Origin of the sequence: Streptomyces thermocarboxydus, from assembly GCF_024760485.1 — a bacterium.
GTDB classification, from domain to species: Bacteria; Actinomycetota; Actinomycetes; order Streptomycetales; family Streptomycetaceae; genus Streptomyces; species Streptomyces cellulosae.
Map to the genome: position 1 here is coordinate 5,830,068 of NZ_CP058273.1, position 20,229 is coordinate 5,850,296.

A 20,229-nucleotide genomic window follows, 5' to 3' on the forward strand; every position below is an offset into this window, starting at 1 on the left:
AGAGAGCCGGTCATGGACTTCCTTCGCCCCGCCAGCTGGGAGGAGGCGCTCGCCGCGAAGGCCGAGCACCCCACCGCTGTGCCGATCGCGGGCGGCACCGACGTGATGGTCGAGATCAACTTCGACCACCGCCGTCCCGAGTACCTGATGGACCTCACCCGCATCGGTGATCTCTACGAATGGGAGGTGGGCCAGGACACCGTCCGGCTCGGCGCCTCCGTCCCCTACGCGAAGATCATGGAGCACCTCCGCCCCGAGCTTCCGGGCCTCGCCCTCGCCTCCCACACGGTCGCCTCCCCGCAGATCCGCAACCGCGGAGGCGTCGGCGGCAACCTCGGCACCGCCTCCCCGGCCGGCGACGCCCACCCCGCCCTGCTCGCGGCCGGCGCCGAGGTCGAGGTGGAGTCCGTACGGGGCTCCCGCCGCATCCCGGTCGACGACTTCTACACCGGCGTGAAGCGCAACGCCCTCGCGCCCGACGAGCTGATCCGCGCCGTCCACGTCAAGAAGGCGGACGGGCCGCAGCAGTACTCCAAGGTCGGCACGCGCAACGCCATGGTCATCGCCGTGTGCGCCTTCGGCCTCGCCCTGCACCCGGAGACCCGCACGGTCCGCACCGGCATCGGCTCGGCCGCCCCGACCCCGATCCGGGCGACGGCCGCCGAGGACTTCCTGAACGCGGCCCTGGAGGAGGGCGGCTTCTGGGACAACGGGAAGATCGTCACCCCGTCCGTCGCGAAGCAGTTCGCCGATCTGTGCGCCGCCGCCTGCAATCCCATCGACGACGTGCGCGGCACCGCGAGCTACCGCCGTCACGCGGTCGGCGTGATGGCCCGCCGCACCCTGACCTGGACCTGGGAGTCGTACCGCGGCGCCCACCGCACCACGGAGGGAGCCGCGTAATGCGCGTCAACTTCACCGTCAACGGACGCCCCCAGCAGGCCGACGACGTCTGGGAGGGCGAGTCCCTGCTCTACGTCCTGCGCGAGCGCCTCGGCCTGCCGGGGTCCAAGAACGCCTGCGAACAGGGCGAGTGCGGCTCCTGCACCGTACGGCTCGACGGGGTGCCCGTGTGCTCCTGTCTGGTCGCCGCCGGACAGGCCGAAGGCCGCGAGGTCGTCACCGTGGAAGGCCTCGCCGACCACGCCCGGCAGCGCGCCTGCGGTACGGGCGGGACCTGCGGCACCTCCCTCGACGAGGCCAAGGGATGGACGGCCGACGGCGCCGACTCGCAGACCGGCGAGGGCGCCGAACTCTCTCCGGTCCAGCAGGCGTTCATCGACGCCGGCGCCGTCCAGTGCGGCTTCTGCACGCCCGGGCTGCTGGTCGCCGCCGACGAGATGCTGGAGCGCAACCCCAACCCGTCCGACGCGGACATCCGCGAGGCGCTCTCCGGCAACCTCTGCCGCTGCACCGGCTACGAGAAGATCATGGACGCGGTCCGCCTCGCGGCCGCCCGCCAGTCCGAGGGGGTCTGAACATGCCCACGAACGGCGTTCCCACGAAGATCACACAAGGCTCCGGCACCAAGGGCGGCATCGGCGAGTCCACCCTCCGCCCCGACGGCACCCTCAAGGTCACCGGCGAGTTCGCGTACTCCTCCGACATGTGGCACGAGGACATGCTCTGGGGCCAGATCCTGCGCTCCACCGTCGCCCACGCCGAGATCGTCTCCATCGACACCGCCGAGGCCCTCGCCACCCCGGGCGTGTACGCCGTCATGACGTACGACGACCTGCCCGCCGACGTGAAGCACTACGGTCTGGAGATCCGGGACACCCCGGTCCTCGCCCACGGCAAGGTCCGCCACCACGGCGAGCCCGTCGCGATCGTCGCCGCCGACCACCCCGAGACGGCCCGCCGCGCCGCCGCGAAGATCAAGGTCGAGTACCGCGAACTCCCCGTCATCACCGACGAGGCGTCCGCGACCGCCCCCGACGCGGTCCTGGTCCACGAGCACCGCGACGACCACCACGTCGGGCACGTCCCGCACCCCAACATCGTGCACCGCCAGCCCATCGTGCGCGGAGACGTCGCCGCCGCCCGCGGGCGCGCCGACGTCATCGTGGAGGGCGAGTACACCTTCGGCATGCAGGACCAGGCCTTCCTCGGGCCCGAGTCCGGACTCGCCGTGCCCGAGGAGGACGGCGGCGTCCACCTCTACATCGCCACCCAGTGGCTCCACTCCGACCTGCGCCAGATCGCGCCGGTGCTCGGCCTTCCCGAGGACAAGGTGCGCATGACGCTGGCCGGCGTCGGCGGCGCGTTCGGCGGACGCGAGGACCTGTCCATGCAGATCCACGCCTGCCTGCTCGCCCTGCGCACCGGCAAGCCCGTCAAGATCGTTTACAACCGCTTCGAGTCCTTCTTCGGCCACGTCCACCGCCACCCCGCCAAGCTCCACTACGAGCACGGCGCCACCGCGGACGGCAAGCTGACCCACGTCAAGGCCCGCATCGTCCTCGACGGCGGCGCGTACGCCTCCGCCTCCCCGGCCGTGGTCGGCAACGCCTCCTCGCTCGGCGTCGGGCCGTACGCCGTGGACGACGTCGACATCGAGGCGATCGCCCTCTACACCAACAACCCGCCGTGCGGCGCGATGCGCGGATTCGGCGCGGTCCAGGCGTGCTTCGCCTACGAGGCGCAGATGGACAAGCTGGCGGCCAGGCTCGGCATGGACCCGGTGGAGCTGCGGCAGCGCAACGCCATGGAGCAGGGCACCCTCCTGCCGACCGGCCAGCCCGTCGACTCCCCGGCGCCGGTCGCCGAACTCCTGCGCCGCGTCAAGGCGATGCCCATGCCGCCCGAGCGCCAGTGGGAGTCCAGCGAGGGCGCGGACGTACGCCAGCTCCCCGGCGGTCTGTCCAACACCACGCACGGCGAGGGCGTCGTCCGGGGCGTCGGCTACGCGGTCGGCATCAAGAACGTCGGCTTCTCCGAGGGCTTCGACGACTACTCCACCGCCCGCGTCCGCATGGAGGTCGTCGGCGGTGAACCGGTCGCCACCGTGCACACCGCGATGGCCGAGGTCGGCCAGGGCGGCGTCACCGTCCACGCCCAGATCGCCCGCACCGAGCTGGGCGTCACCCAGGTGACGATCCACCCGGCCGACACCCGCGTCGGCTCGGCGGGTTCGACGTCCGCGTCCCGCCAGACGTACGTCACCGGCGGCGCGATCAAGCACGCCTGCGAGCTGGTCCGCGAGAAGGTCCTCGAACTGGGCCGGCGCAAGCTGGGCTCCTACCACCCCGCCTGGGCACACGCCGAACTGCTGCTGGAGGGCGGCAAGGTCGTCACCGACGGCGGCGAGGTCCTCGCCGACCTGGTGGACGTCCTCGGCGACGAGGCCGTCGAGGTCGAGGAGGAGTGGCGCCACCGCCCCACCGAGCCCTTCGACCTGCGCACCGGCCAGGGCAACGGCCACGTCCAGTACTCGTTCGCCGCGCACCGGGCGGTCGTCGAGGTCGACACGGAGCTGGGGCTGGTGAAGGTGATCGAGCTGGCCTGCGCGCAGGATGTCGGCAGGGCGCTGAACCCGTTGTCGGTGGTCGGCCAGATCCAGGGTGGCACCACCCAGGGGCTGGGGGTCGCGGTCATGGAGGAGATCCTGGTCGACCCGACGACGGCGAAGGTGCGGAATCCGTCGTTCACGGACTATCTGATTCCGACGATCCTCGACACCCCGACGATCCCGGTGGACGTCCTGGAACTCGCCGACGACCACGCGCCGTACGGGCTTCGGGGCATCGGTGAGGCGCCTACGTTGTCGTCGACACCGGCGGTGCTGGCGGCGATCCGTGCGGCGACGGGCCTGGAGCTCAACAGAACGCCGGTCCGTCCGGAACACCTCACGGGCACGGCGTAACGCCGGGTGCGGGCAGTCCGTGGCCGGTCGCGCAGTTCCCCGCGCCCCTTGAGGGGCGTTCCGCCCCAGCTGCGGGCCGGCTGCCGCCGTAGCCGCGGGTGCAGCGGCGCCCTTGCAACGCCGGGTGCGGGCAGTCCGTGGCTGAGCGCGCAGTTCCCCGCGCCCCTGAAGGCGTGCGATCGCCCCGGCCGCTGAAAGCGCACCGCGCCGCCGCTGCGGGCAGTCGTGCCGCTGGGGCGGCACGGGTGGGCGCAGCGGCACCCCCGCCGGGCAGGCGTCGACCCACCCACCCCCGCCCCGGCACCACCTCGTTCGTCTCGGGCCGTCCCCCGGGTCGTGCACCTCCCCAAATCCCGACGCCCCCCGCAGGGGGACCGGGTGCCCCTATGAACCTTGGGAGCAGGCCACCATGACCCAACAGTCACTCGACCCCACCACCACCCCCGAGAACCGGGGCCCGGAATCCCCCGTTTCCGACCACACCCCCTGGCTCGACCGCTACTTCCACATCACCCGCAGAGGATCGACCCTCGCCCGCGAACTCCGCGGCGGCACCACCACCTTCATGGCGATGGCGTACATCCTCCTCCTCAACCCCTTGATCCTCTCGGGCAAGGACGCCGCGGGGAACACCCTCGCCCCCACCGCCCTCATCACCGCCACCGCCTTCGCCGCCGCCGTATCCACGCTCCTCATGGGCTTCTTCGGCAAGGTCCCCCTCGCCCTGGCCGCCGGCCTCTCCGTGTCCGGCGTCCTCGCCTCCCAGGTCGCGCCGGAGATGACCTGGCCGCAGGCGATGGGGATGTGCGTGATGTACGGCGTGGTCATCATGCTGCTGGTCGTCACCGGCCTCCGCGAGATGATCATGAACGCCATCCCGCTGGCCCTGAAGCACGCGATCACCATGGGCATCGGCCTGTTCATCGCCCTGATCGGCTTCTACAAGGCCGGCTTCGTCCACCAGGGCGAGTCCACCCCGGTCACCCTCGGCCCGTCGGGCGAACTGGCGGGCTGGCCGGTCCTGTTGTTCGCGATCACCCTGCTCGCCGTCTTCGTGCTGCAAGCCCGCGGGGTCCCCGGCGCCATCCTCATCGGCATCGTCGGCGGCACCGTACTCGCCGTGGTGCTCAACGCGTTCGGCGTGATCGACCCCAAGCAGTGGGCGAGCGGCCCGCCCGAGCTGAAGGGCGGCGCGGTGTCGATGCCGGACTTCTCGCTCTTCGGGCACGTCGAGTTCGGCGGCTGGGGCGAGGTCGGCGCGATGACCGTCGGGATGATCGTGTTCACCCTCGTCCTGGCCGGGTTCTTCGACGCGATGGCGACCATCATCGGCGTCGGCACGGAGGCGGAACTCGCCGACGACAAGGGCCGCATGCCGGGCCTGTCGAAGGCGCTGTTCATCGACGGCGCCGGCGGAGCGATCGGCGGCGTGGCGGGCGCGTCCGGCCAGACGGTGTTCGTCGAGTCCGCGACCGGCGTGGGCGAGGGCGCCCGCACCGGTCTGTCCTCCGTCGTCACCGGGCTGTTCTTCGCCGCCTGCCTGTTCTTCACCCCGCTGACGGCGATCGTGCCGGGCGAGGTGGCCGCCGCGGCGCTGGTGGTGATCGGCGCGATGATGATGTCGAACGCCCGTCATGTCGACTGGGCCGACCGCGCCACCGCGATCCCGGTGTTCCTGACCGTGGTGGTCATGCCGTTCACCTACTCGATCACCGCGGGCGTGGCCGCCGGCGTCGTCTCGTACACCGCCGTCAAGGCGGGCCAGGGGAAGGCGCGGGAGGTCGGACCGTTCATGTGGGGGCTGACCCTGGTCTTCCTGGTGTTCTTCGCCCTCGCCCCGATCGAGGGCTGGCTCGGGGTGCGCTGAGAGGGCCACCCTGTCTTCCACGTCACCGCAGCCGTCAACGCAGCCGAGGAGAGCGAGAATGCTGGACATCGCCGAGGAGCTTCACCGGTGGGTCGCCGAGGGCCGTGACTTCGCCGTCGCCACCGTGGTGGCCGTCGGCGGCAGCGCGCCCCGCGGGGCCGGCGCCGCGCTCGCGGTCGACGCCGACGGCACGGCGGTCGGCTCGGTCTCCGGCGGGTGCGTGGAGGGCGCGGTGTACGAGCTGTGCGTACGGGCGCTCGAGGACGGCGTGACCGTCCTCGAGCGGTTCGGCTACAGCGACGAGGACGCCTTCGCCGTCGGCCTCACCTGCGGCGGGATCATCGACGTGATGGTCACCCCCGTACGGGCGTCCGACCCCGCCCGCCCCGTGCTGGCCTCCGCGCTCGCCGCGGTGGCGGGCGGGCGGGCGGCGGCGCTCGCCCGCGTCGTCGAGGGCCCGGAGCATCTGCGCGGCCGCGCGCTCACCGTCCTCGCCGACGGTTCGTACGAGGGCGGCTTCGGCGCGCACCCGGAGCTGGACCGCACGGTCGTCGCCGAGGCGGGCGCCTTCCTGGACGCGGGCCGTACCGGCACCGTGGAGACAGGCGAGGAGGGCTCGCGCTGCGGGGAGCCCGTCACCGTGCTGGTCGAGTCGTCGGTGCCGCCGCCCCGGATGATCGTGTTCGGCGCGATCGACTTCGCGGCGGCGCTGGTACGGGTCGGCAAGTTCCTCGGCCACCACGTCACCGTGTGCGACGCGCGGCCGGTGTTCGCGACCCGGGCGCGCTTCCCGGAGGCGGACGAGATCGTCGTGGAGTGGCCGCACGAGTACCTGGCCCGCACGGAGGTGGACGCCCGCACGGTGCTGTGCGTCCTCACCCACGACGCCAAGTTCGACGTACCGCTGCTGGAGCTGGCGCTCCGTCTGCCGGTCGCCTACGTCGGCGCGATGGGCTCCCGCCGCACCCACCTGGACCGCAACGCGCGCCTCCGGGAGGCCGGCGTCACCGAGCTGGAGCTGGCTCGCCTCAGGTCCCCCATCGGCCTCGACCTGGGCGCCCGCACCCCGGAGGAGACGGCCGTGTCCATCGCGGCGGAGATCGTCGCCGCCCGCAGAGGCGGCACGGGCGTCGCCCTCACGGGCGCGCACACCCCCATCCACCACGACACCCCGGCCCCGGCCCGCACCATCGGCTCGGTGGCCTGAGCGGAAGCCCGTACGTCAGCGCCCCGACAGCGCGTGCCGGACCCGCCACAGGTCGCGCAGCAGCGCGATCTCCGCCATGTGGTGGACGAACTCCAGGTTGGCTCCCGCGATCACGCCGACGAACGGGTCGTCGGGGTCGGAACCGTAGGGGTACTGCGAGAAGCCCACCGTGTCGAGCTGCTCCTCGGTGACGCCGCCGATGGCGTCGCGCCACCAGTCGACGGTCTCCCAGAACCGCTCCAGCGCGGCGGCGGCGGAGGGCGTGAAGTCGACCATCTGCTTCGGGTCCTGACGCTTCTCCCCGAAGGCCCACTCCCAGCCGCCCGCGAACTCGTAGTGCAGATGCCCCAGCCGCCACGCGATCGTGGTGAGCGGGGTGTCGTCGGGCTCCGGTTCCCCGGTGTGGGCGAGGACCTCCTCGACCCGCGCCACGCTCACGCTCCAGTCCTCGGCGATCTTCTCGACGCTCATCCCGGAGGCCGCCTGCCGGGCCACCTCCGCGTACTCGGACGCGGGGATGTCCGGGTCGCCCAGGTCGAGCACCCACGCGCCGGGTCCGAAGGCCCTGGGCGTCACCGCCTCGCCGCGGGGCCGGATCGACCAGCAGCCGGGCACCGGCTCCCAGAGGTACTCGTCGTCGCCGAGCCCCGACAGGCGCGCACGGGCCATGTCCGTCGCCTTGTCGAACTGCTCCAGCAGCATGCTCAAGCGGTCGGTCCGTATGCCCTCGGTGCCCATGCCAGGCCTTCCCGTGGTCGGGTCGCTGTCCGGATTGCCACCGGGACCGTAGTGGCCCCGCGCCGGGGGACGCGACTGCTTTTCCGGGGGCACCCACGCCGCGGCGGAGGTCACCCCCGCCGCAGCAGCCGGTCCGTCGCCCGCCCGAACATCACGCGACCCGCCCGCGCCAGCAGCCCGTCGCACGCGGCCGGGAGGAAACGCACGCGGACGTCCTCCCGCCACACCACCCGGCTGCGTCCGCCGGGACGCGCGTGCACCTCGATCTCCGCCCACCCCATGACCGTCCGCCCGCGCTTCTCCAGCCGGCAGAACCCCGGGGAGTCGCCCGCCGGGGGCCGCCACACCGTGACCTCCATCGGGTCGTCGAAGCCGAGCGGGACCGTGCCCGTGCGGGCGGTGAACCGGGTGCCCTCGCCGGTGGGCGGGGGAGTGGTGACGGTGATCCGGGTCAGCGGGACCACCTCGCCGTGCCGGGGCCAGGTGGTGACCCGGCGCCAGGCCTCGGCGGCAGACAGGGGCACGGTGCGCTGGAGCTCGAAGGTGGCCACGGGCCGATCCTAGGAGCCCCTCCCCGCCCTCACCGGTACACCGCGCCCGGCTCCGCCTTCCCCGGCGCGAGCAGTTGCGGGACCGTCACGAAGACGTACCCCCGCTTCTTCAGCGCGTCGATGATGCCCGGCACGGCGGGCACGGTGCCGTCGTAGAGGTCGTGCAGCAGGATGATGCCGTCGCGGGAGGACCGGGCGAGGACCCGGCGCGTGATCAGGTCCGGGTCGGTCGTCGTGTAGTCCTTCGCCGTCACGCTCCACAGCACCTCCGACAGCCCCAGCTCGCGGCTGATGCCGTGCACCGTGTCGTTCGTGCGGCCCTGCGGCGGGCGCATCAGGGTGGGGCGGCGGCCGGTGAGGCGCTCTATCGCGTCGTTGGTGCGCTCCAGCTCCTCGCGTATCTCGTCCGGCTCCAGCTCCGTGAGGATGCGGTGGGTCCAGGTGTGGCTCGCCACCTCGTGCCCCTCGTCGGCCATTCGCCGCACCAGCTCCGGGTACGTGTCGATGTGCCGCTTGCCGAGGAGGAAGAAGGTCGCCGGGACCCGCTCCTCCTCGAGGATGTCGAGCAGCCGCGCGGAGTGCTCGCTCGGCCCCGCGTCGAACGTCAGCGCTACGCACTTGGCCTCGCGGCAGTCCACGGCCCCGAACCGCGCCTGCACGTCGGTCGCGCGGACGGTGCTGGGCGCGGTCGACTCCACGCGCGTGCATCCGGTCAGCGCCAGCGCGGCCACCGCGGCCCCGGCCGCAAGGGCGTGGAACGCGGCCCCTCTTCTCGTCGTCTTCCTGTTCGGAAAAGGCATGCGCGGACTGTACACACGGTCTATACACCGGGTTTATAGTCCGCTGTCGCGTGCCTCCGTCCGGGTGATCCGGCCCTGTGAGAGTTGTCACCGGGCGGCCGGGCAACCATCCGGCCCGTCCCGCCCTCCGACCTGCGCCCCTCTCCGTCTCGGGGCACGCTGGTGCAGAGCGCCGCATACACGCACGGAGCGGGGCGAGCCGTGTCCAACCGTTTGACGCGGGCCGGGCGCGGCACCCGCTCCCCGCAGTACTCGCCCGACGCAGGGACGGAGCCAACTCCCCATGCACGACCCCGGTGACCACGCCCCGTTCCCCGAGCGCCGCCCCACCCCCGCGGGTCCGCGCCCGGGCGGGCCGTACGCCGGGTGCGGAGGGAGGGCGCCGGGATGACGCCCTACGCCGTCGTGGTCCCCACCCTCGTGCGGGACTGCCTCCCCGACTGCCTCGCCGCGCTGGCCGCCGCGCGCGGACCACGCCCCGAGCGCATCGTCCTCGTCGACGACCGCCCCGCCACGCCCGTCCCCGACCCGGAGCCCCTGGAGCACGCGCTGAGCGTCCTCGGCGACCTCCGCGACCGCACCACCGTGCTGCCGGGAGAGGCCCGCGGCCCCGCCGCCGCCCGCAACACCGGACTGCGCGCCGTCACCGAGCCCTGGGTGGTGTTCGTCGACGACGACGTCCAGGTCGGGCCGCACTGGTGCGCCCAGCTCCAGCAGGACCTCGACGAGGCGACGCCCGACACCGCGGGCGTGCCGGGTGTCATCACCGTGCCGCTGCCCGGCGGACGGCGCCCCACCGACTGGGAACGCGGCACCGCGGGACTGGCCCGCGCCCGCTGGATCAGCGCCGACATGGCCTACCGCACCGAGGTCCTCCGCCGGGTAGGAGGCTTCGACGAACGCTTCCCCCGCGCGCACCGCGAGGACGCCGACCTCGCGCTGCGGCTCCTCGACGCCGGCTGGCGCATCCGCCGCGGCCGGCGCACCACCCTGCACCCCGTGCGCCCCGCCTCCCGCTGGGCGTCGGTGGGCAAGCAGCGCGGCCACGCCGACGACGCCCTGATGCGGCGGCTGCACGGCCCCGACTGGTGGGAGCGGGCCGTCTCGCCGCGCGGACGCATCCGCCGGCACGCCGCGATCACCGCGGCCTGGGCCGCGTGCGCGCTCGCCGTCACCGGACACCGCAGAGCCGCCGCGGCCTGCGCGGCGGGATGGGCGGCCGGCACCGCCGAGTTCGCCCGCGCCCGTATCGCGCCCGGGCCGCGCACCCCCGAGGAGGTAGCGACCGTGCTCGCCACCAGCGTGGTCATCCCGCCCGCCGCCACCTGGCACCGCCTGGCCGGCGCCTGGCGCCACCGCAACGCCCCCGCCTGGCGGGAGGTGGCCCGATGAGCCCTGTGCGGGCGGTGCTGTTCGACCGCGACGGCACCCTGGTGCACGACGTGCCCTACAACGCCGCCCCGGAGCGCGTACGCCCCGTCGACGGGGCGCGCGAGGCGCTCGACGCGCTGCGCGACCGCCGTATCCGCCTCGGTGTCGTCACCAACCAGTCCGGGGTCGCCCGGGGGCTGCTCACCGAGGCCGACGTCCGGCGGGTCAACAAACGCGTGGAGGAACTCCTCGGCCCGTTCGACGTCCGGGCGTTCTGCCCGCACGGCCCCGACGACGGCTGCCCCTGCCGCAAGCCCCGGCCCGGAATGATCCTCGACGCCGCCCGGCAGCTCGGCGTCGACCCCGCCGACTGCGTCGTCGTCGGCGACATCGGCTCCGACGTCGAGGCCGCCTGCCGGGCCGGCGCGCACGCCGTCCTCGTCCCCACGCCCGTCACCCGCCCCGAGGAGACCGCCGCCGCCCCGCATGTGGCGCGCGACCTGCCCGCCGCCGTACGGCTCATCCTCGACGGCCCGCCGTGGGAGACCCCGGGCGGCACCCCCGCGCTGGGGCTGTACGCCGACGCCGAACACGCGCGGGTGGCCTCCCGGCGCCCGCCGGCCGCCCCCGCCGAAGCGCCGCCCCGGACCCGGAGGTACCTGTGAGAGCCCTCGTCACCCGGCTCGACAGCTTCGGCGACGTCCTGCTCGCCGGGCCCGCCGTACGCGCCGTCGCCGCCCGCGCCGACCACGTCACCCTGCTGTGCGGACCGCACGGGGCGCCCGCGGCGCGGCTGCTGCCCGGGGTGGACGAGGTGATCGTCTGGGAGTCCCCGTGGACCGGGTTCCGGCCGCCGCCCGTCGACCGGGACGACATCGGCAAGCTCGTCGCGTCCCTCGACGCCGACGCCGCGCTCGTCCTCACCTCGTTCCACCAGTCGCCGCTGCCCACCGCGCTGTTGCTGCGGCTGGCCGGCGTGCCCTTCATCGCCGCCGACAGCGAGGACCACCCCGGCAGCCTCCTCGACGTACGCCACCACCGCGCCCCGCACGCCCACGAGGCCGAGGCCGCCCTCGACCTCGCCGAGGCGGCCGGCTTCCCCCGCGTCGACGACGGCCGGCTGCGGGTCCTCCCGCCGCCCGCCGCCGACGCGCTCACCGGCGACAGGCCGTACGTCGTCGTCCACCCCGGCGCCAGCGTGCCCGCCCGCGCCTGGAGCCCCGGACGCTGCGCCCAGGCGGTGCGCGAACTGACCGCCGCCGGACGGCGCGTCGTCGTCACCGGCGGCGCGGGGGAGCGCGACCTCACCGCGTACGTCGCCGGCGGCCGCGCCCTCGACCTGGGCGGCCGTACCGACGCCCCGCGGCTCGCCGGGGTGCTCGCCGGGGCCGACTGCGTCGTCGCGGGCAACACCGGCCCCGCCCATCTCGCCGCCGCCGTCGGCACCCCCGTGGTGTCGCTGTTCGCGCCGGTCGTCCCCGCCGAGCGGTGGCGCCCCTACGGCGTGCCCCACCTGCTGCTCGGCGACCAGGACGCCCCGTGCGCCGGAAGCCGCGCCCGGCGCTGCCCCGTACCGGGCCATCCCTGCCTGGACACCGTGACCGCGCTCGACGTCGTCGCCGCGGTCGACAAGCTCGTGGAGGTGGCATGAGGATCCTGCTGTGGCATGTGCACGGGTCGTGGACCACGGCCTTCGTGCAGGGACCGCACACCTACGTCGTCCCCGTCACCCCGGACCGCGGACCCGACGGGCTCGGCCGCGCCCGCACCTTCGACTGGCCCGACACGGTCGTGGAGGTCCCGCCGGAACGCCTGGCCGAGCAGGACATCGACGCCGTGGTGCTGCAACGCCCGCACGAGATCGGCCTGGTGGACCACTGGCTGCGCCGCCGCCCGCCGCTCGTCTACCTGGAGCACAACGCCCCGCACGGCGACGTCCCCGACACCCGGCACCCCGCGGCGGACATCCCCGGCGTGACCCTCGTGCACGTCACCCACTTCAACCGGCTGATGTGGGACGCCGGTTCCACCCCCACCACGGTGATCGAGCACGGCATCGTCGACCCCGGCCCGCTGTGGACCGGCGAGCTGCCGCACGCCGCCGTCGTCGTCAACGAGCCGGTGCGGCGCGGCCGTACGACCGGCACCGACCTGCTCCCGGAGTTCGCCGCCGCCGCGCCGCTGGACGTGTTCGGCATGGGCACCGAAGGCCTCGCCGGCCACCTCGGGCTGCCCGCCGACCGGTGCCGCTCCCACGAGCTGACCCAGGCACGCCTGCACGCCGAGCTGGCCCGCCGCCGCGTCTACGTCCACCCGGTGCGCTGGACCTCCCTCGGCCTGTCCCTGCTGGAGGCCATGCACCTCGGCATGCCCGTCGTCGCCCTCGCCACCACCGAGGTCACCGAGGCGGTGCCGCCCGGCGCGGGCGTCGTCTCCAACCGGATCGACCTCCTCACCGACGCCGTACGGGAGTTCGTCGCCGACCCGCTCGCCGCCCGCCGCACCGGCGAGCTCGCCCGCGCCGCCGCCCTCGCCCGCTACGGCCTGCCCCGCTTCCTCGACGACTGGGAACGTCTCCTCAAAGAGGTCACGCGATGACGTCCCCCCGGGTGCTCGTGCTGCGGGCGCTCGGGCTCGGGGACCTGCTCGCCGGGGTGCCCGCGCTGCGGGCGCTGCGACGCGGCTTCCCGGAGCACGAGATCGTGCTGGCCGCTCCTGCCGACCTCGCTCCCGTCGCCGAGGCGACCGGGGCCGTCGACCGGCTGCTGCCCGCCTCCGCGCCCGGCCGGGCCGTCCCCCGCACCCTCGACTGGACCGGCCCGCCCCCGGACGTCGCCGTCGACCTCCACGGCAACGGCCCGCCCAGCCACCGCCTGCTCCAATCCCTGCGCCCCGCCCGGCTGTTCGCCTTCGCGCACCCGGACACCCCCGGCATCGAGGGACCACCCTGGTACCGCGACGAACACGAACGCGACCGCTGGTGCCGGCTGCTGACCTTCCACGGCCTCGACGCCGACCCCGCCGACCTGCGGCTGCCCCGCCCGGACACCCCCTCGCCCGCGCCCGGCGCGGTCGTCCTGCACCCCGGCGCCGGCGCGCCCGCGCGCTGCTGGCCCGTCGAGCGGTACGCGGCCGTCGCCTCCGCCCTGCGCGACCGGGGGCTGCGGGTCGTGGTCACCGGGGGCGCGCACGAGTCCGACCTGGTGGCCCGGCTCGCCAAGGAGGCCCGGCTGTCCGACACGGACGTCTTCTCCGGCGGCCTGCCCTTCCACCGGCTGTCCGCCCTCGTCGCCGGCGCCCGCGCGGTCGTCAGCGGCGACACCGGCGTCGCCCACCTCGCCGTCGCCCACGCCACGCCCACGGTCACCCTGTTCGGCCCCGTCCCGCCGAGCCACTGGGGCCCGCCCCCGCACCCCCGCCACATCGCCCTGTGGCACGGCCCCGAGGGCGACCCGCACGCCCGCCGCCCCGACCCGGCACTGCTGCGCATCACCCCCGACGAGGTGCTGGACGCCCTGCACCGCGTCCCCGCACCCGAGGAGCCCGCCCCATGACCCGCCACCACCGCGTCGGCGTCGTCATCGCCACCCGGAACCGCCGCGACCGCCTCGCGGGCACCCTCCGCCACCTCACCGACCTGCCCGAACGGCCCGACATCCTCGTGGCCGACAACGCCTCCACCGACGGCACCCGCGCCATGGTCGCCCGGGACTTCCCCCACGTACGGGTCCTCGCCCTCACCCGCAACCACGGCGCCCTCGCCCGCAACCACGGCGTCCGCGCCCTCGACACCCCGTACGTCGCGTTCGCCGACGACGACTCCTGGTGGGAGCCCGGCGCACTCGCCCGCGCCGCCGGCCTGTTCGACGCCCACCCGCGGCTCGGACTGATCGCCGCCCGCACCCTCGTCGGCCCCGAGAACGCCGAGGACCCGCTCAACGACCTCCTCGCCCGCTCCCCGCTCGGTCCCGCCACCGACCTCCCCGGCGTCCAGGTGCTCGGCTTCCTCGCCTGCGCCGCCGTCGTCCGCCGCATCGCCTACCTCGACGCGGGCGGCTTCCACCGGGTGCTGTTCTTCGGCGGCGAGGAGACCTGCCTCGCCTACGACCTCGCCGCCCGCGGCTGGGGCGTCACCCACTGCCCCGACGTCGTCGCCCACCACCACCCGGCCACCTCGGGACGCCCCGGCCGGCCCGTGCAGCAGCGCCGCAACGAGGTGCTCACCGCCTGGCTGCGCCGTCCCGTCCGGTACGCCCTCGCCCGCACCGGCGCCCTCGCCGCCGAGGCCCGCGCCGACACGACCGCCCGGTGCGCCCTGCGCCAGACGGTCGCCCTGCTGCCCGCCGCCCTGCGCGCCCGCCGGCCGCTGCCCCCGCACGTGGAGCGCGCCGCCCGCCGGCTGGAACTGGAGGGGGCGACCGTATGACCGACCCCCGCACCACCGTCGTCGTCATCACCCACAACCGCCGCCGGGAACTGCTGCGCACCCTCGACCGGCTAGCCGAACTCCCCGAACGGCCCCAGATGATCGTCACCGACAACGGCTCCACCGACGGCACCGCCGACGCCGCAGCCCGCCACCACCCGGAGGCCCGGCTGCTGCGCCCCGGCCGCAACCTCGGCGCGGTCGGCCGCAACCTCGCGGTCCGTGAGGTCACCACCCCGTACGTCGCCTTCTGCGATGACGACTCCTGGTGGGCGCCCGGCTCCCTCACCGGCGCCGCCGACCTGCTCGACCGTCACCCCGGCGTCGTCTCCGTCACCGCGCGCATCGTCGTCGAGCCGCACGGCACCGAGGACCCCATCGTGCGCGAGCTGCGCGAGTCGCCCGTGCCGGGGCCGCCGTGGATGCCCGGCCCCGCCCTCGGCTCCTTCCTCGCCGCCGCGACGGTCCTGCGCACGGACGCCTTCCGGAAGGCGGGCGGCTTCCACCCCAAGCTGTGGCTCGGCGGGGAGGAGGAACTGCTTTCCGCCGACCTCGCCGCCGACGGCTGGTGGCTCGTCTACGCCGACCACCTCACGATCCACCACCACGCCTCGGAGGCCCGCGACGCGACCCTGCGCCGCCGCCACGGCATCCGCAACACCCTGTGGTTCACCTGGCTCCGCCGCCCGGTCGTCCCCGCCCTGCGCCGCACGCTCAACCTGGCCTGCACGGTCCCGCGCGACTCGACGTCACTCCTCGCCTTCACGGAAGCGGCGGCGGCACTCCCCTGGATCCTCCGGGAACGCCGCGTCCTCCCCCCGGAGGTCGAATCCCGCCTCCGCCTCCTGGAACCGGCCCAACGGGCGTCGAAGGCACGGCGCTATCTGGGCTGAGCGAGGGGTGCCCGCGGAGCGGGCTTCGCGCCCCGGCTTGTGTGCGGGGGCGCCCGCGGGTGTCCCGCCCTTGCGCGCCCCGGCGCCCTCGCGGGGGTGGGGATGCCGAGGGGGCCCCTGGCGGCCGTGCGCGTGCGTCGGTTCGGCGGCGTCCGGCGCGGCGCCGCAGGCCTCATGCCCCCGGCGCGGCGCCGCAGGCCTCATGCCCGGCTCACGTGCCGGGAGGTCAACGGGGCTTGGGCCGTCGGCCGGCGCGTCCGCCCCTCGGGGACCGCGGTGGCCGTCACCACGGTCCCCGAGGGGCGGACGCCGGGTGTCGCTGCCTGCGGGCCAGTCCCCGGAGCGGTCGGGGCACCGAGCGAGACCTCGCCCGTCTCTCGGCCCTCGATCGGGGCGGAGCGGGGCCGCCACCCGCCGCGCGGCCCTGCCGGGCGTACGTGGCGCGTCCCCCTGTCGCGGCGTCGCAGGCGTTCGCCGCTCACCGCGAGTCTCCGCCCGGCTCCCGTGCCGAGGGCGGGGAGCGACGCTGTCACCGCAGGCCGACCCTCCTGCCTCGGGCAGCCGCCGTGCTGCGCCGGAGGCCGCGTGCGTCGCCCGCGTGGCGGGCAGCCGGAGGCCGCGGAGGCTGGGCCCTGGAGCGGACGGTGACGGAGAGGGCGCCGAGCGGGGCCTCATCTCCCGATCGCCGCGCGGGCGCCGCCGGTCGCGGCCCGCGGGGCCGCCGCCCCGGTCGCGGCCCCGCCGAATGATGCGGCACCGTCGCGGGCCGCGCGGGCACCCCGCCACCCAAGGGGCATCCGCCCCGCGCAGCGGCTCCTCATCGCCCGTCGGGCGGCGGTCCCGCGTCTGCCGACCAGCGGGACAGCAGGCGGAAGCCCATGAAGACCACCACCGGCCACACCACCGCGAACGTCCAGATCGCCCACGGGGCCGCCGTGACGAGGCCCGTCACCATCAGAGCCACCGCCACCACGGCCAGCAGGGCGACGGTCCGGCCGCGTGGAACGGCGCGGCGGGTCACCCGGGCCGCGAGACGCCTCAGGCCGGGGCCGCGGCGGGTCCGACGGCCCCGCATCAGCCGGTTGAGGCGGCGGTCACGCCGCAGCGACCGCTCGATCTCGTCGAGGATGTGCTGTTCGTGTTCAGGGAGCCGACCGAGGGACACCGTCTCTCCTCCAACGACCGCCAGGGTGGACGTGCGTTCCGGGTGCCCGGCGGACCCGCGCCCTAACCGGCTCCGGCACCCGACGTCAGCGCCTCCAGCAGCCGGTCCGCCCCGTCCGGCACCCGGCCCTCGCGGAACGTCTCACGGGCCTGCCGCGCGGCCACCCGGCCCGAGGTCAGACACCAGTCCCACCACCGGTCCAGCCGCCGCTCGTCCACCTGCTCCGCCGGCAGCAGCGCCGGCCACCCGCAGGCCCGCGCCTGCGCCGTCACCTTCGCACCGCCCGCCACCGGGTCGATCGCGATCACCGGCGTGCCGACCCTGAGGGCCAGCACGAGCCCGTGCAGCCGGTCGGTGACCACCAGGTCGAGCCGCGCCAGCACCGACTGCACCTGCGCCGGTGTGGCGTTCAGATGCCAGTCCCTGGTGTCGAGCCGCGTCTCCAGCTCCAGTCGCGCGCAGTCCTTCCCGGCCAGCCAGTGCGTCACCCGCTCGGCGACCTCCCCGTGCCGCCGCTGCGCCCCGTACTCATGCTGACCATGGGTGAGGATCACCCCGACCACCGGCCGCGGCGGCACGGCGGGCGCGCGGGCCGCCAGGTCCTCGGTGGGCGCGCGCCCGGGCGCGTCCCGGGCCAGCACCCGGTGGAACCCGGTGACCGCCGGCTCCTCCGGGTCGATCACCGACGTCCCCACGGCGATCCGCACGCAGTGCGCGAACCGCCGGTGCAACTCCTCCACCTGCGGCCCGTGCAGCGGCCCGCACACGAACACGACGTGCGTGTAGTCGTGGGGGCGTACGTCGTCGAGGTGCAGCGCGTCCGGCCGGAACCCGGGGCTCCAGGCGACGTCGTACGGTGTGCCGGACCCGCGCAGGACCGTCTCGACCCGGTGCAGGGCCAGGACGTCCCCGGCGGTCGCCTCCCCGTCGCGGAAGCTGAACCATCCGGTCAGCAGGACCCTGCGCGGTGCTGTTCGGCTTTGCTCGTGCACGGCGCACCGAGTGCCCCTCCCGGCGCGACGGCAATCGGCGCGCGTGACATCAGGGACGGGAGAACGCAGAGCGGGGAGCAGAGGTCAGCCGGCGTCGGGGCGCTGCGGCTCCTCGTGGCGCCCGGCCTCGCCGTCCTGCGGGCCGCCGCCGTCCTGCCGGGGCCGGTCCTCGTACGCACGCGGACCGGGACCCTGCTGTCCGGCGCCCTGCGGACCGGGACCCTGCGGACCGGCGCCCTGCGAACCGGGACCCTGCGGACCGGCGCCCTGCGGACCGGGACCCTGCTGCTGTCCGGGCCTCCGGGGCAGGTCGAACCCCTGCGGCGGCTGCTGACCGCCCTGCGGCTGCCCGGGCCCCTGGCCAGGACCCTGACCCTGCCCGTGAGACGAGGACCCCTGCCCCTGAGGCGAGGCCCCCTGCCCCTGCCCCGGCCCCTGCGGCAGTCCCGGCTGCCCCTGCTGCTGCCGGGGCCCGCCCTGCGGCTGGCGCGGGCCGCCCTGGGGGTGGCGGGGACCGCCGGGGCCCTGCTGCTGGCGCGGGCCGTTCTGCGGCGGACGGGGACGGACGGTGCCCGCCAACGCCTGGCGGACCTCGAACTGGGTCCGCTCGGCCACCTCGCGGACCTCGGCCACGACGTCACCGCGCTCGCGCACGAGTCTGTCGTAGACCGGGAGGTCGTCGGGGGAGGAGGCGGAGGAAGTCATGGGGTCTTTCCTTCGTGGGGGGATGTCGTGCATCGGGGCCGGATTTCCCGGCCCCGTAGGTTAAGCGCCGCCGGAGGGCCAGGGCGTTACACTCCGCCGCTTTTTGTCCGGGAAAGCGGCAGCTGTCCTGATCGGGAAAAGAGGACGGAATCCGGCCTACATCCTCGCTAGCGTGACCGCATGACGAAGCCCAGGCGGACCACCGCCGCCCCGCCGTCGCCGCCCGTCCTCGGCCCCCGCGCCCTGAACCGCGCGACCCTGGCCCGGCAGCTCCTGCTGAGCCGCTCCCCGATGTCCGCGACGGCCGCCGTCGAACACATGGTCGGCCTCCAGGCGCAGAACGTCAAGCCGCCGTACTACGCCCTCGCCGCCCGCCTCGACGGCTTCACCCCGGACGCGCTGTCCCGGCCCATGGCCGACCGCGAGGTGGTCCGCATCGTCACCCTGCGCTCGACGATCCACACCCATACCGCCGACGACTGCCTCACCCTGCGCCCCCTGGTGCAGCCCGCCCGCGACCGGGAGCTGAACCAGTTCCGTGCCGGGCTCGCCGGGGTCGACCTGGACCGCCTCGCCGCCAAGGCGCGCGCCCTCGTCGAGGAGGAGCCGCGCACCATGAAGGAACTGCGCGAGGCGCTCCTGGAGGACTGGCCGGACGCCGACCCGCAGGCCCTCTCCGTCGCCGCCCGCTGCAAGCTGCCGCTGGTGCAGGTCACCCCGCGCGGGCTGTGGGGCCGCAGCGGCCAGGTCCGGCTGACCACCGCCGAGCAGTGGCTGGGCCGGCCCGCCGAACCCGCGCCCGACCCGGACGGCACCGTACTGCGCTACCTCGCCGCGTTCGGTCCCGCCTCCGTGAAGGACATGCAGACCTGGGCCGGACTCACCCGGCTCCGTGACGCCTTCGAGCGCCTGCGGCCCCGGCTCGTCACCTTCCGCGACGACAGCGGCGCCGAACTCTTCGACCTCCCCGACGCGCCCCGCCCGGACCCCGACACCCCGGCCCCGCCCCGTTTCCTGCCCGAGTTCGACAACCTGCTGCTCTCCCACGCCGACCGCACCCGCGTGGTGCCGCCCGAGCTGAAGGGCCGGCACTGGCAGGGGAACATCGCCTACCGCACCCTGCTGGTGGACGGCTTGCTGGCGGGACTGTGGCGGCCGGACGACGACGCCCTCGTGATCGAGCCCTTCGGCCACCTCGACCGGGCGCGGCGGGCGGAGATCACGGAGGAGGCGGAACGGATGCTCGGAATCCTGCACCCGGGGACGCCGTACGACATCCGCTTCGGGACGGTACGGGACAGCTGAGGCGGCATTGGATAGGGGGCGCTGCGGGCTGCTCGTGGAAGCCCGCAACGCCCCCTGGTCGTGACCTGAGGGTTGCTCAGGAAATCATGGGGTCGGCCCTTGACGACGGCACGGCGTGACGGCGGGGCGGACGGGGGAGGCGGCGAAGGGGACGGCGTGGGCCGCGGCGGCAGTGGCGCGTCCGGGGGCGGACCGTCTGGTGCGGGTGAGCCCTGTCATGGGTCTCCTCCAGTCGCCGGTGGGGGGTCGCACTCGGGTGGGGGGGGCCGGGCGTCGGGGCGGGGTCCCGGTGCCCGGGCGATCGGCACGTGTCACACGCTAGAACCGGTCGCGGGGCCGTCCCA

Annotated in this window: 19 protein-coding genes; 13 read left to right on the forward strand and 6 right to left on the reverse strand. The window is 75.0% G+C overall.

Going from position 1 to position 20,229, the window contains the following annotated elements; genetic code table 11:
* The first annotated feature begins 12 nt into the window (after positions 1–12).
* The 5 genes from AY578_RS26695 (at position 13) to AY578_RS26715 (ending at position 6,939) form a co-directional block, all read left to right on the forward strand.
* A complete protein-coding gene (locus tag AY578_RS26695; protein ID WP_136238968.1) occupies positions 13–903 on the forward strand; it encodes an FAD binding domain-containing protein in 891 nt (296 codons plus the stop codon).
* Positions 903–1,478, forward strand: a complete 576-nt coding sequence (locus tag AY578_RS26700) for a (2Fe-2S)-binding protein (protein ID WP_019526594.1) — start codon at positions 903–905, stop codon at positions 1,476–1,478. The genes AY578_RS26695 and AY578_RS26700 overlap by 1 nt, the downstream gene beginning before the upstream one ends.
* Before the next feature lie 2 nt (positions 1,479–1,480).
* A complete protein-coding gene (locus AY578_RS26705; protein WP_136238970.1) occupies positions 1,481–3,865 on the forward strand; it encodes a xanthine dehydrogenase family protein molybdopterin-binding subunit in 2,385 nt (794 codons plus the stop codon).
* A gap of 409 nt (positions 3,866–4,274) precedes the next feature.
* Positions 4,275–5,732, forward strand: a complete 1,458-nt coding sequence (locus AY578_RS26710; RefSeq protein ID WP_258905807.1) for an NCS2 family permease — start codon at positions 4,275–4,277, stop codon at positions 5,730–5,732.
* Between the two features lie 58 nt (positions 5,733–5,790).
* The gene (locus tag AY578_RS26715; protein ID WP_136238972.1) at positions 5,791–6,939 is read left to right on the forward strand and encodes an XdhC family protein; all 1,149 of its coding nucleotides are present in this window, start codon (positions 5,791–5,793) and stop codon (positions 6,937–6,939) included.
* A 15-nt stretch (positions 6,940–6,954) separates the two neighbouring features.
* On the opposite strand, the gene AY578_RS26720 is transcribed toward AY578_RS26715, so the two are convergent.
* The 3 genes from AY578_RS26720 to AY578_RS26730 all read right to left on the reverse strand — a co-directional run bounded on the left by AY578_RS26720 (position 6,955) and on the right by AY578_RS26730 (position 9,028).
* Entirely contained in the window at positions 6,955–7,677 is a 723-nt protein-coding gene (locus AY578_RS26720) for a DinB family protein (protein ID WP_215049147.1), read from the reverse strand.
* 110 nt (positions 7,678–7,787) lie between these two features.
* The gene (locus AY578_RS26725; RefSeq protein WP_019526599.1) at positions 7,788–8,228 is read right to left on the reverse strand and encodes a hypothetical protein; all 441 of its coding nucleotides are present in this window, start codon (positions 8,226–8,228) and stop codon (positions 7,788–7,790) included.
* A gap of 29 nt (positions 8,229–8,257) precedes the next feature.
* A complete protein-coding gene (locus AY578_RS26730) occupies positions 8,258–9,028 on the reverse strand; it encodes a polysaccharide deacetylase family protein (RefSeq protein WP_136238974.1) in 771 nt (256 codons plus the stop codon).
* 387 nt (positions 9,029–9,415) lie between these two features.
* Between AY578_RS26730 and AY578_RS26735 the strand changes: the two genes are divergently transcribed.
* The 7 genes from AY578_RS26735 to AY578_RS26765 are packed head-to-tail and all read left to right on the forward strand — an operon-like array spanning position 9,416 to position 15,718.
* Positions 9,416–10,420, forward strand: a complete 1,005-nt coding sequence (locus AY578_RS26735; protein ID WP_258905816.1) for a glycosyltransferase family 2 protein — start codon at positions 9,416–9,418, stop codon at positions 10,418–10,420.
* Positions 10,417–11,064, forward strand: coding sequence for a D-glycero-alpha-D-manno-heptose-1,7-bisphosphate 7-phosphatase (locus tag AY578_RS26740; protein WP_136238975.1), 648 nt, complete (start codon positions 10,417–10,419; stop codon positions 11,062–11,064). The genes AY578_RS26735 and AY578_RS26740 overlap by 4 nt, the downstream gene beginning before the upstream one ends.
* On the forward strand, positions 11,061–12,050 hold the full coding sequence (locus AY578_RS26745; RefSeq protein ID WP_258905817.1) for a glycosyltransferase family 9 protein: 990 nt from the start codon (positions 11,061–11,063) through the stop codon (positions 12,048–12,050). Before AY578_RS26740 ends, AY578_RS26745 begins: the two co-directional genes overlap by 4 nt.
* A complete protein-coding gene (locus AY578_RS26750; protein WP_028961533.1) occupies positions 12,047–12,997 on the forward strand; it encodes a glycosyltransferase in 951 nt (316 codons plus the stop codon). Before AY578_RS26745 ends, AY578_RS26750 begins: the two co-directional genes overlap by 4 nt.
* Positions 12,994–13,953 carry a glycosyltransferase family 9 protein gene (locus AY578_RS26755; RefSeq protein ID WP_258905818.1) on the forward strand — a complete coding sequence of 320 codons (960 nt, stop codon included), beginning with the start codon at positions 12,994–12,996 and terminating at the stop codon, positions 13,951–13,953. Before AY578_RS26750 ends, AY578_RS26755 begins: the two co-directional genes overlap by 4 nt.
* A complete protein-coding gene (locus tag AY578_RS26760; RefSeq protein WP_258905819.1) occupies positions 13,950–14,825 on the forward strand; it encodes a glycosyltransferase family 2 protein in 876 nt (291 codons plus the stop codon). The genes AY578_RS26755 and AY578_RS26760 overlap by 4 nt, the downstream gene beginning before the upstream one ends.
* Positions 14,822–15,718 carry a glycosyltransferase family 2 protein gene (locus AY578_RS26765; protein WP_258905820.1) on the forward strand — a complete coding sequence of 299 codons (897 nt, stop codon included), beginning with the start codon at positions 14,822–14,824 and terminating at the stop codon, positions 15,716–15,718. The genes AY578_RS26760 and AY578_RS26765 overlap by 4 nt, the downstream gene beginning before the upstream one ends.
* 817 nt (positions 15,719–16,535) lie before the next feature.
* Here the strand turns inward: AY578_RS26765 and AY578_RS26770 are convergent.
* From AY578_RS26770 to AY578_RS26780, 3 genes are all read right to left on the reverse strand, one after another.
* Complete coding sequence (locus AY578_RS26770) at positions 16,536–16,883, reverse strand: DUF3040 domain-containing protein (RefSeq protein WP_258905822.1); 348 nt, start codon at positions 16,881–16,883, stop codon at positions 16,536–16,538.
* 62 nt (positions 16,884–16,945) lie between these two features.
* A complete protein-coding gene (locus AY578_RS26775) occupies positions 16,946–17,875 on the reverse strand; it encodes a polysaccharide pyruvyl transferase family protein (RefSeq protein ID WP_258905824.1) in 930 nt (309 codons plus the stop codon).
* A gap of 84 nt (positions 17,876–17,959) precedes the next feature.
* Positions 17,960–18,580, reverse strand: coding sequence for a hypothetical protein (locus AY578_RS26780; protein ID WP_258905825.1), 621 nt, complete (start codon positions 18,578–18,580; stop codon positions 17,960–17,962).
* Between the two features lie 180 nt (positions 18,581–18,760).
* On the opposite strand from AY578_RS26780, the gene AY578_RS26785 reads away from it, so the two are divergent.
* Complete coding sequence (locus AY578_RS26785) at positions 18,761–19,885, forward strand: winged helix DNA-binding domain-containing protein (RefSeq protein WP_258905826.1); 1,125 nt, start codon at positions 18,761–18,763, stop codon at positions 19,883–19,885.
* Positions 19,886–20,229 lie beyond the last annotated feature (344 nt).

Bases quoted from the DNA above. Each gene is read 5' to 3' on its own strand.
- AY578_RS26695 (WP_136238968.1), top strand. From the start codon at position 13: ATGGACTTCCTTCGCCCCGCCAGCTGGGAGGAGGCGCTCGCCGCGAAG.
- AY578_RS26700 (WP_019526594.1), top strand. From the start codon at position 903: ATGCGCGTCAACTTCACCGTCAACGGACGCCCCCAGCAGGCCGACGAC.
- AY578_RS26705 (WP_136238970.1), top strand. From the start codon at position 1,481: ATGCCCACGAACGGCGTTCCCACGAAGATCACACAAGGCTCCGGCACC.
- AY578_RS26710 (WP_258905807.1), top strand. From the start codon at position 4,275: ATGACCCAACAGTCACTCGACCCCACCACCACCCCCGAGAACCGGGGC.
- AY578_RS26715 (WP_136238972.1), top strand. From the start codon at position 5,791: ATGCTGGACATCGCCGAGGAGCTTCACCGGTGGGTCGCCGAGGGCCGT.
- AY578_RS26720 (WP_215049147.1), bottom strand. From the start codon at position 7,677: ATGGGCACCGAGGGCATACGGACCGACCGCTTGAGCATGCTGCTGGAG.
- AY578_RS26730 (WP_136238974.1), bottom strand. From the start codon at position 9,028: ATGCCTTTTCCGAACAGGAAGACGACGAGAAGAGGGGCCGCGTTCCAC.
- AY578_RS26735 (WP_258905816.1), top strand. From the start codon at position 9,416: ATGACGCCCTACGCCGTCGTGGTCCCCACCCTCGTGCGGGACTGCCTC.
- AY578_RS26740 (WP_136238975.1), top strand. From the start codon at position 10,417: ATGAGCCCTGTGCGGGCGGTGCTGTTCGACCGCGACGGCACCCTGGTG.
- AY578_RS26750 (WP_028961533.1), top strand. From the start codon at position 12,047: ATGAGGATCCTGCTGTGGCATGTGCACGGGTCGTGGACCACGGCCTTC.
- AY578_RS26755 (WP_258905818.1), top strand. From the start codon at position 12,994: ATGACGTCCCCCCGGGTGCTCGTGCTGCGGGCGCTCGGGCTCGGGGAC.
- AY578_RS26760 (WP_258905819.1), top strand. From the start codon at position 13,950: ATGACCCGCCACCACCGCGTCGGCGTCGTCATCGCCACCCGGAACCGC.
- AY578_RS26765 (WP_258905820.1), top strand. From the start codon at position 14,822: ATGACCGACCCCCGCACCACCGTCGTCGTCATCACCCACAACCGCCGC.
- AY578_RS26780 (WP_258905825.1), bottom strand. From the start codon at position 18,580: ATGACTTCCTCCGCCTCCTCCCCCGACGACCTCCCGGTCTACGACAGA.
- AY578_RS26785 (WP_258905826.1), top strand. From the start codon at position 18,761: ATGACGAAGCCCAGGCGGACCACCGCCGCCCCGCCGTCGCCGCCCGTC.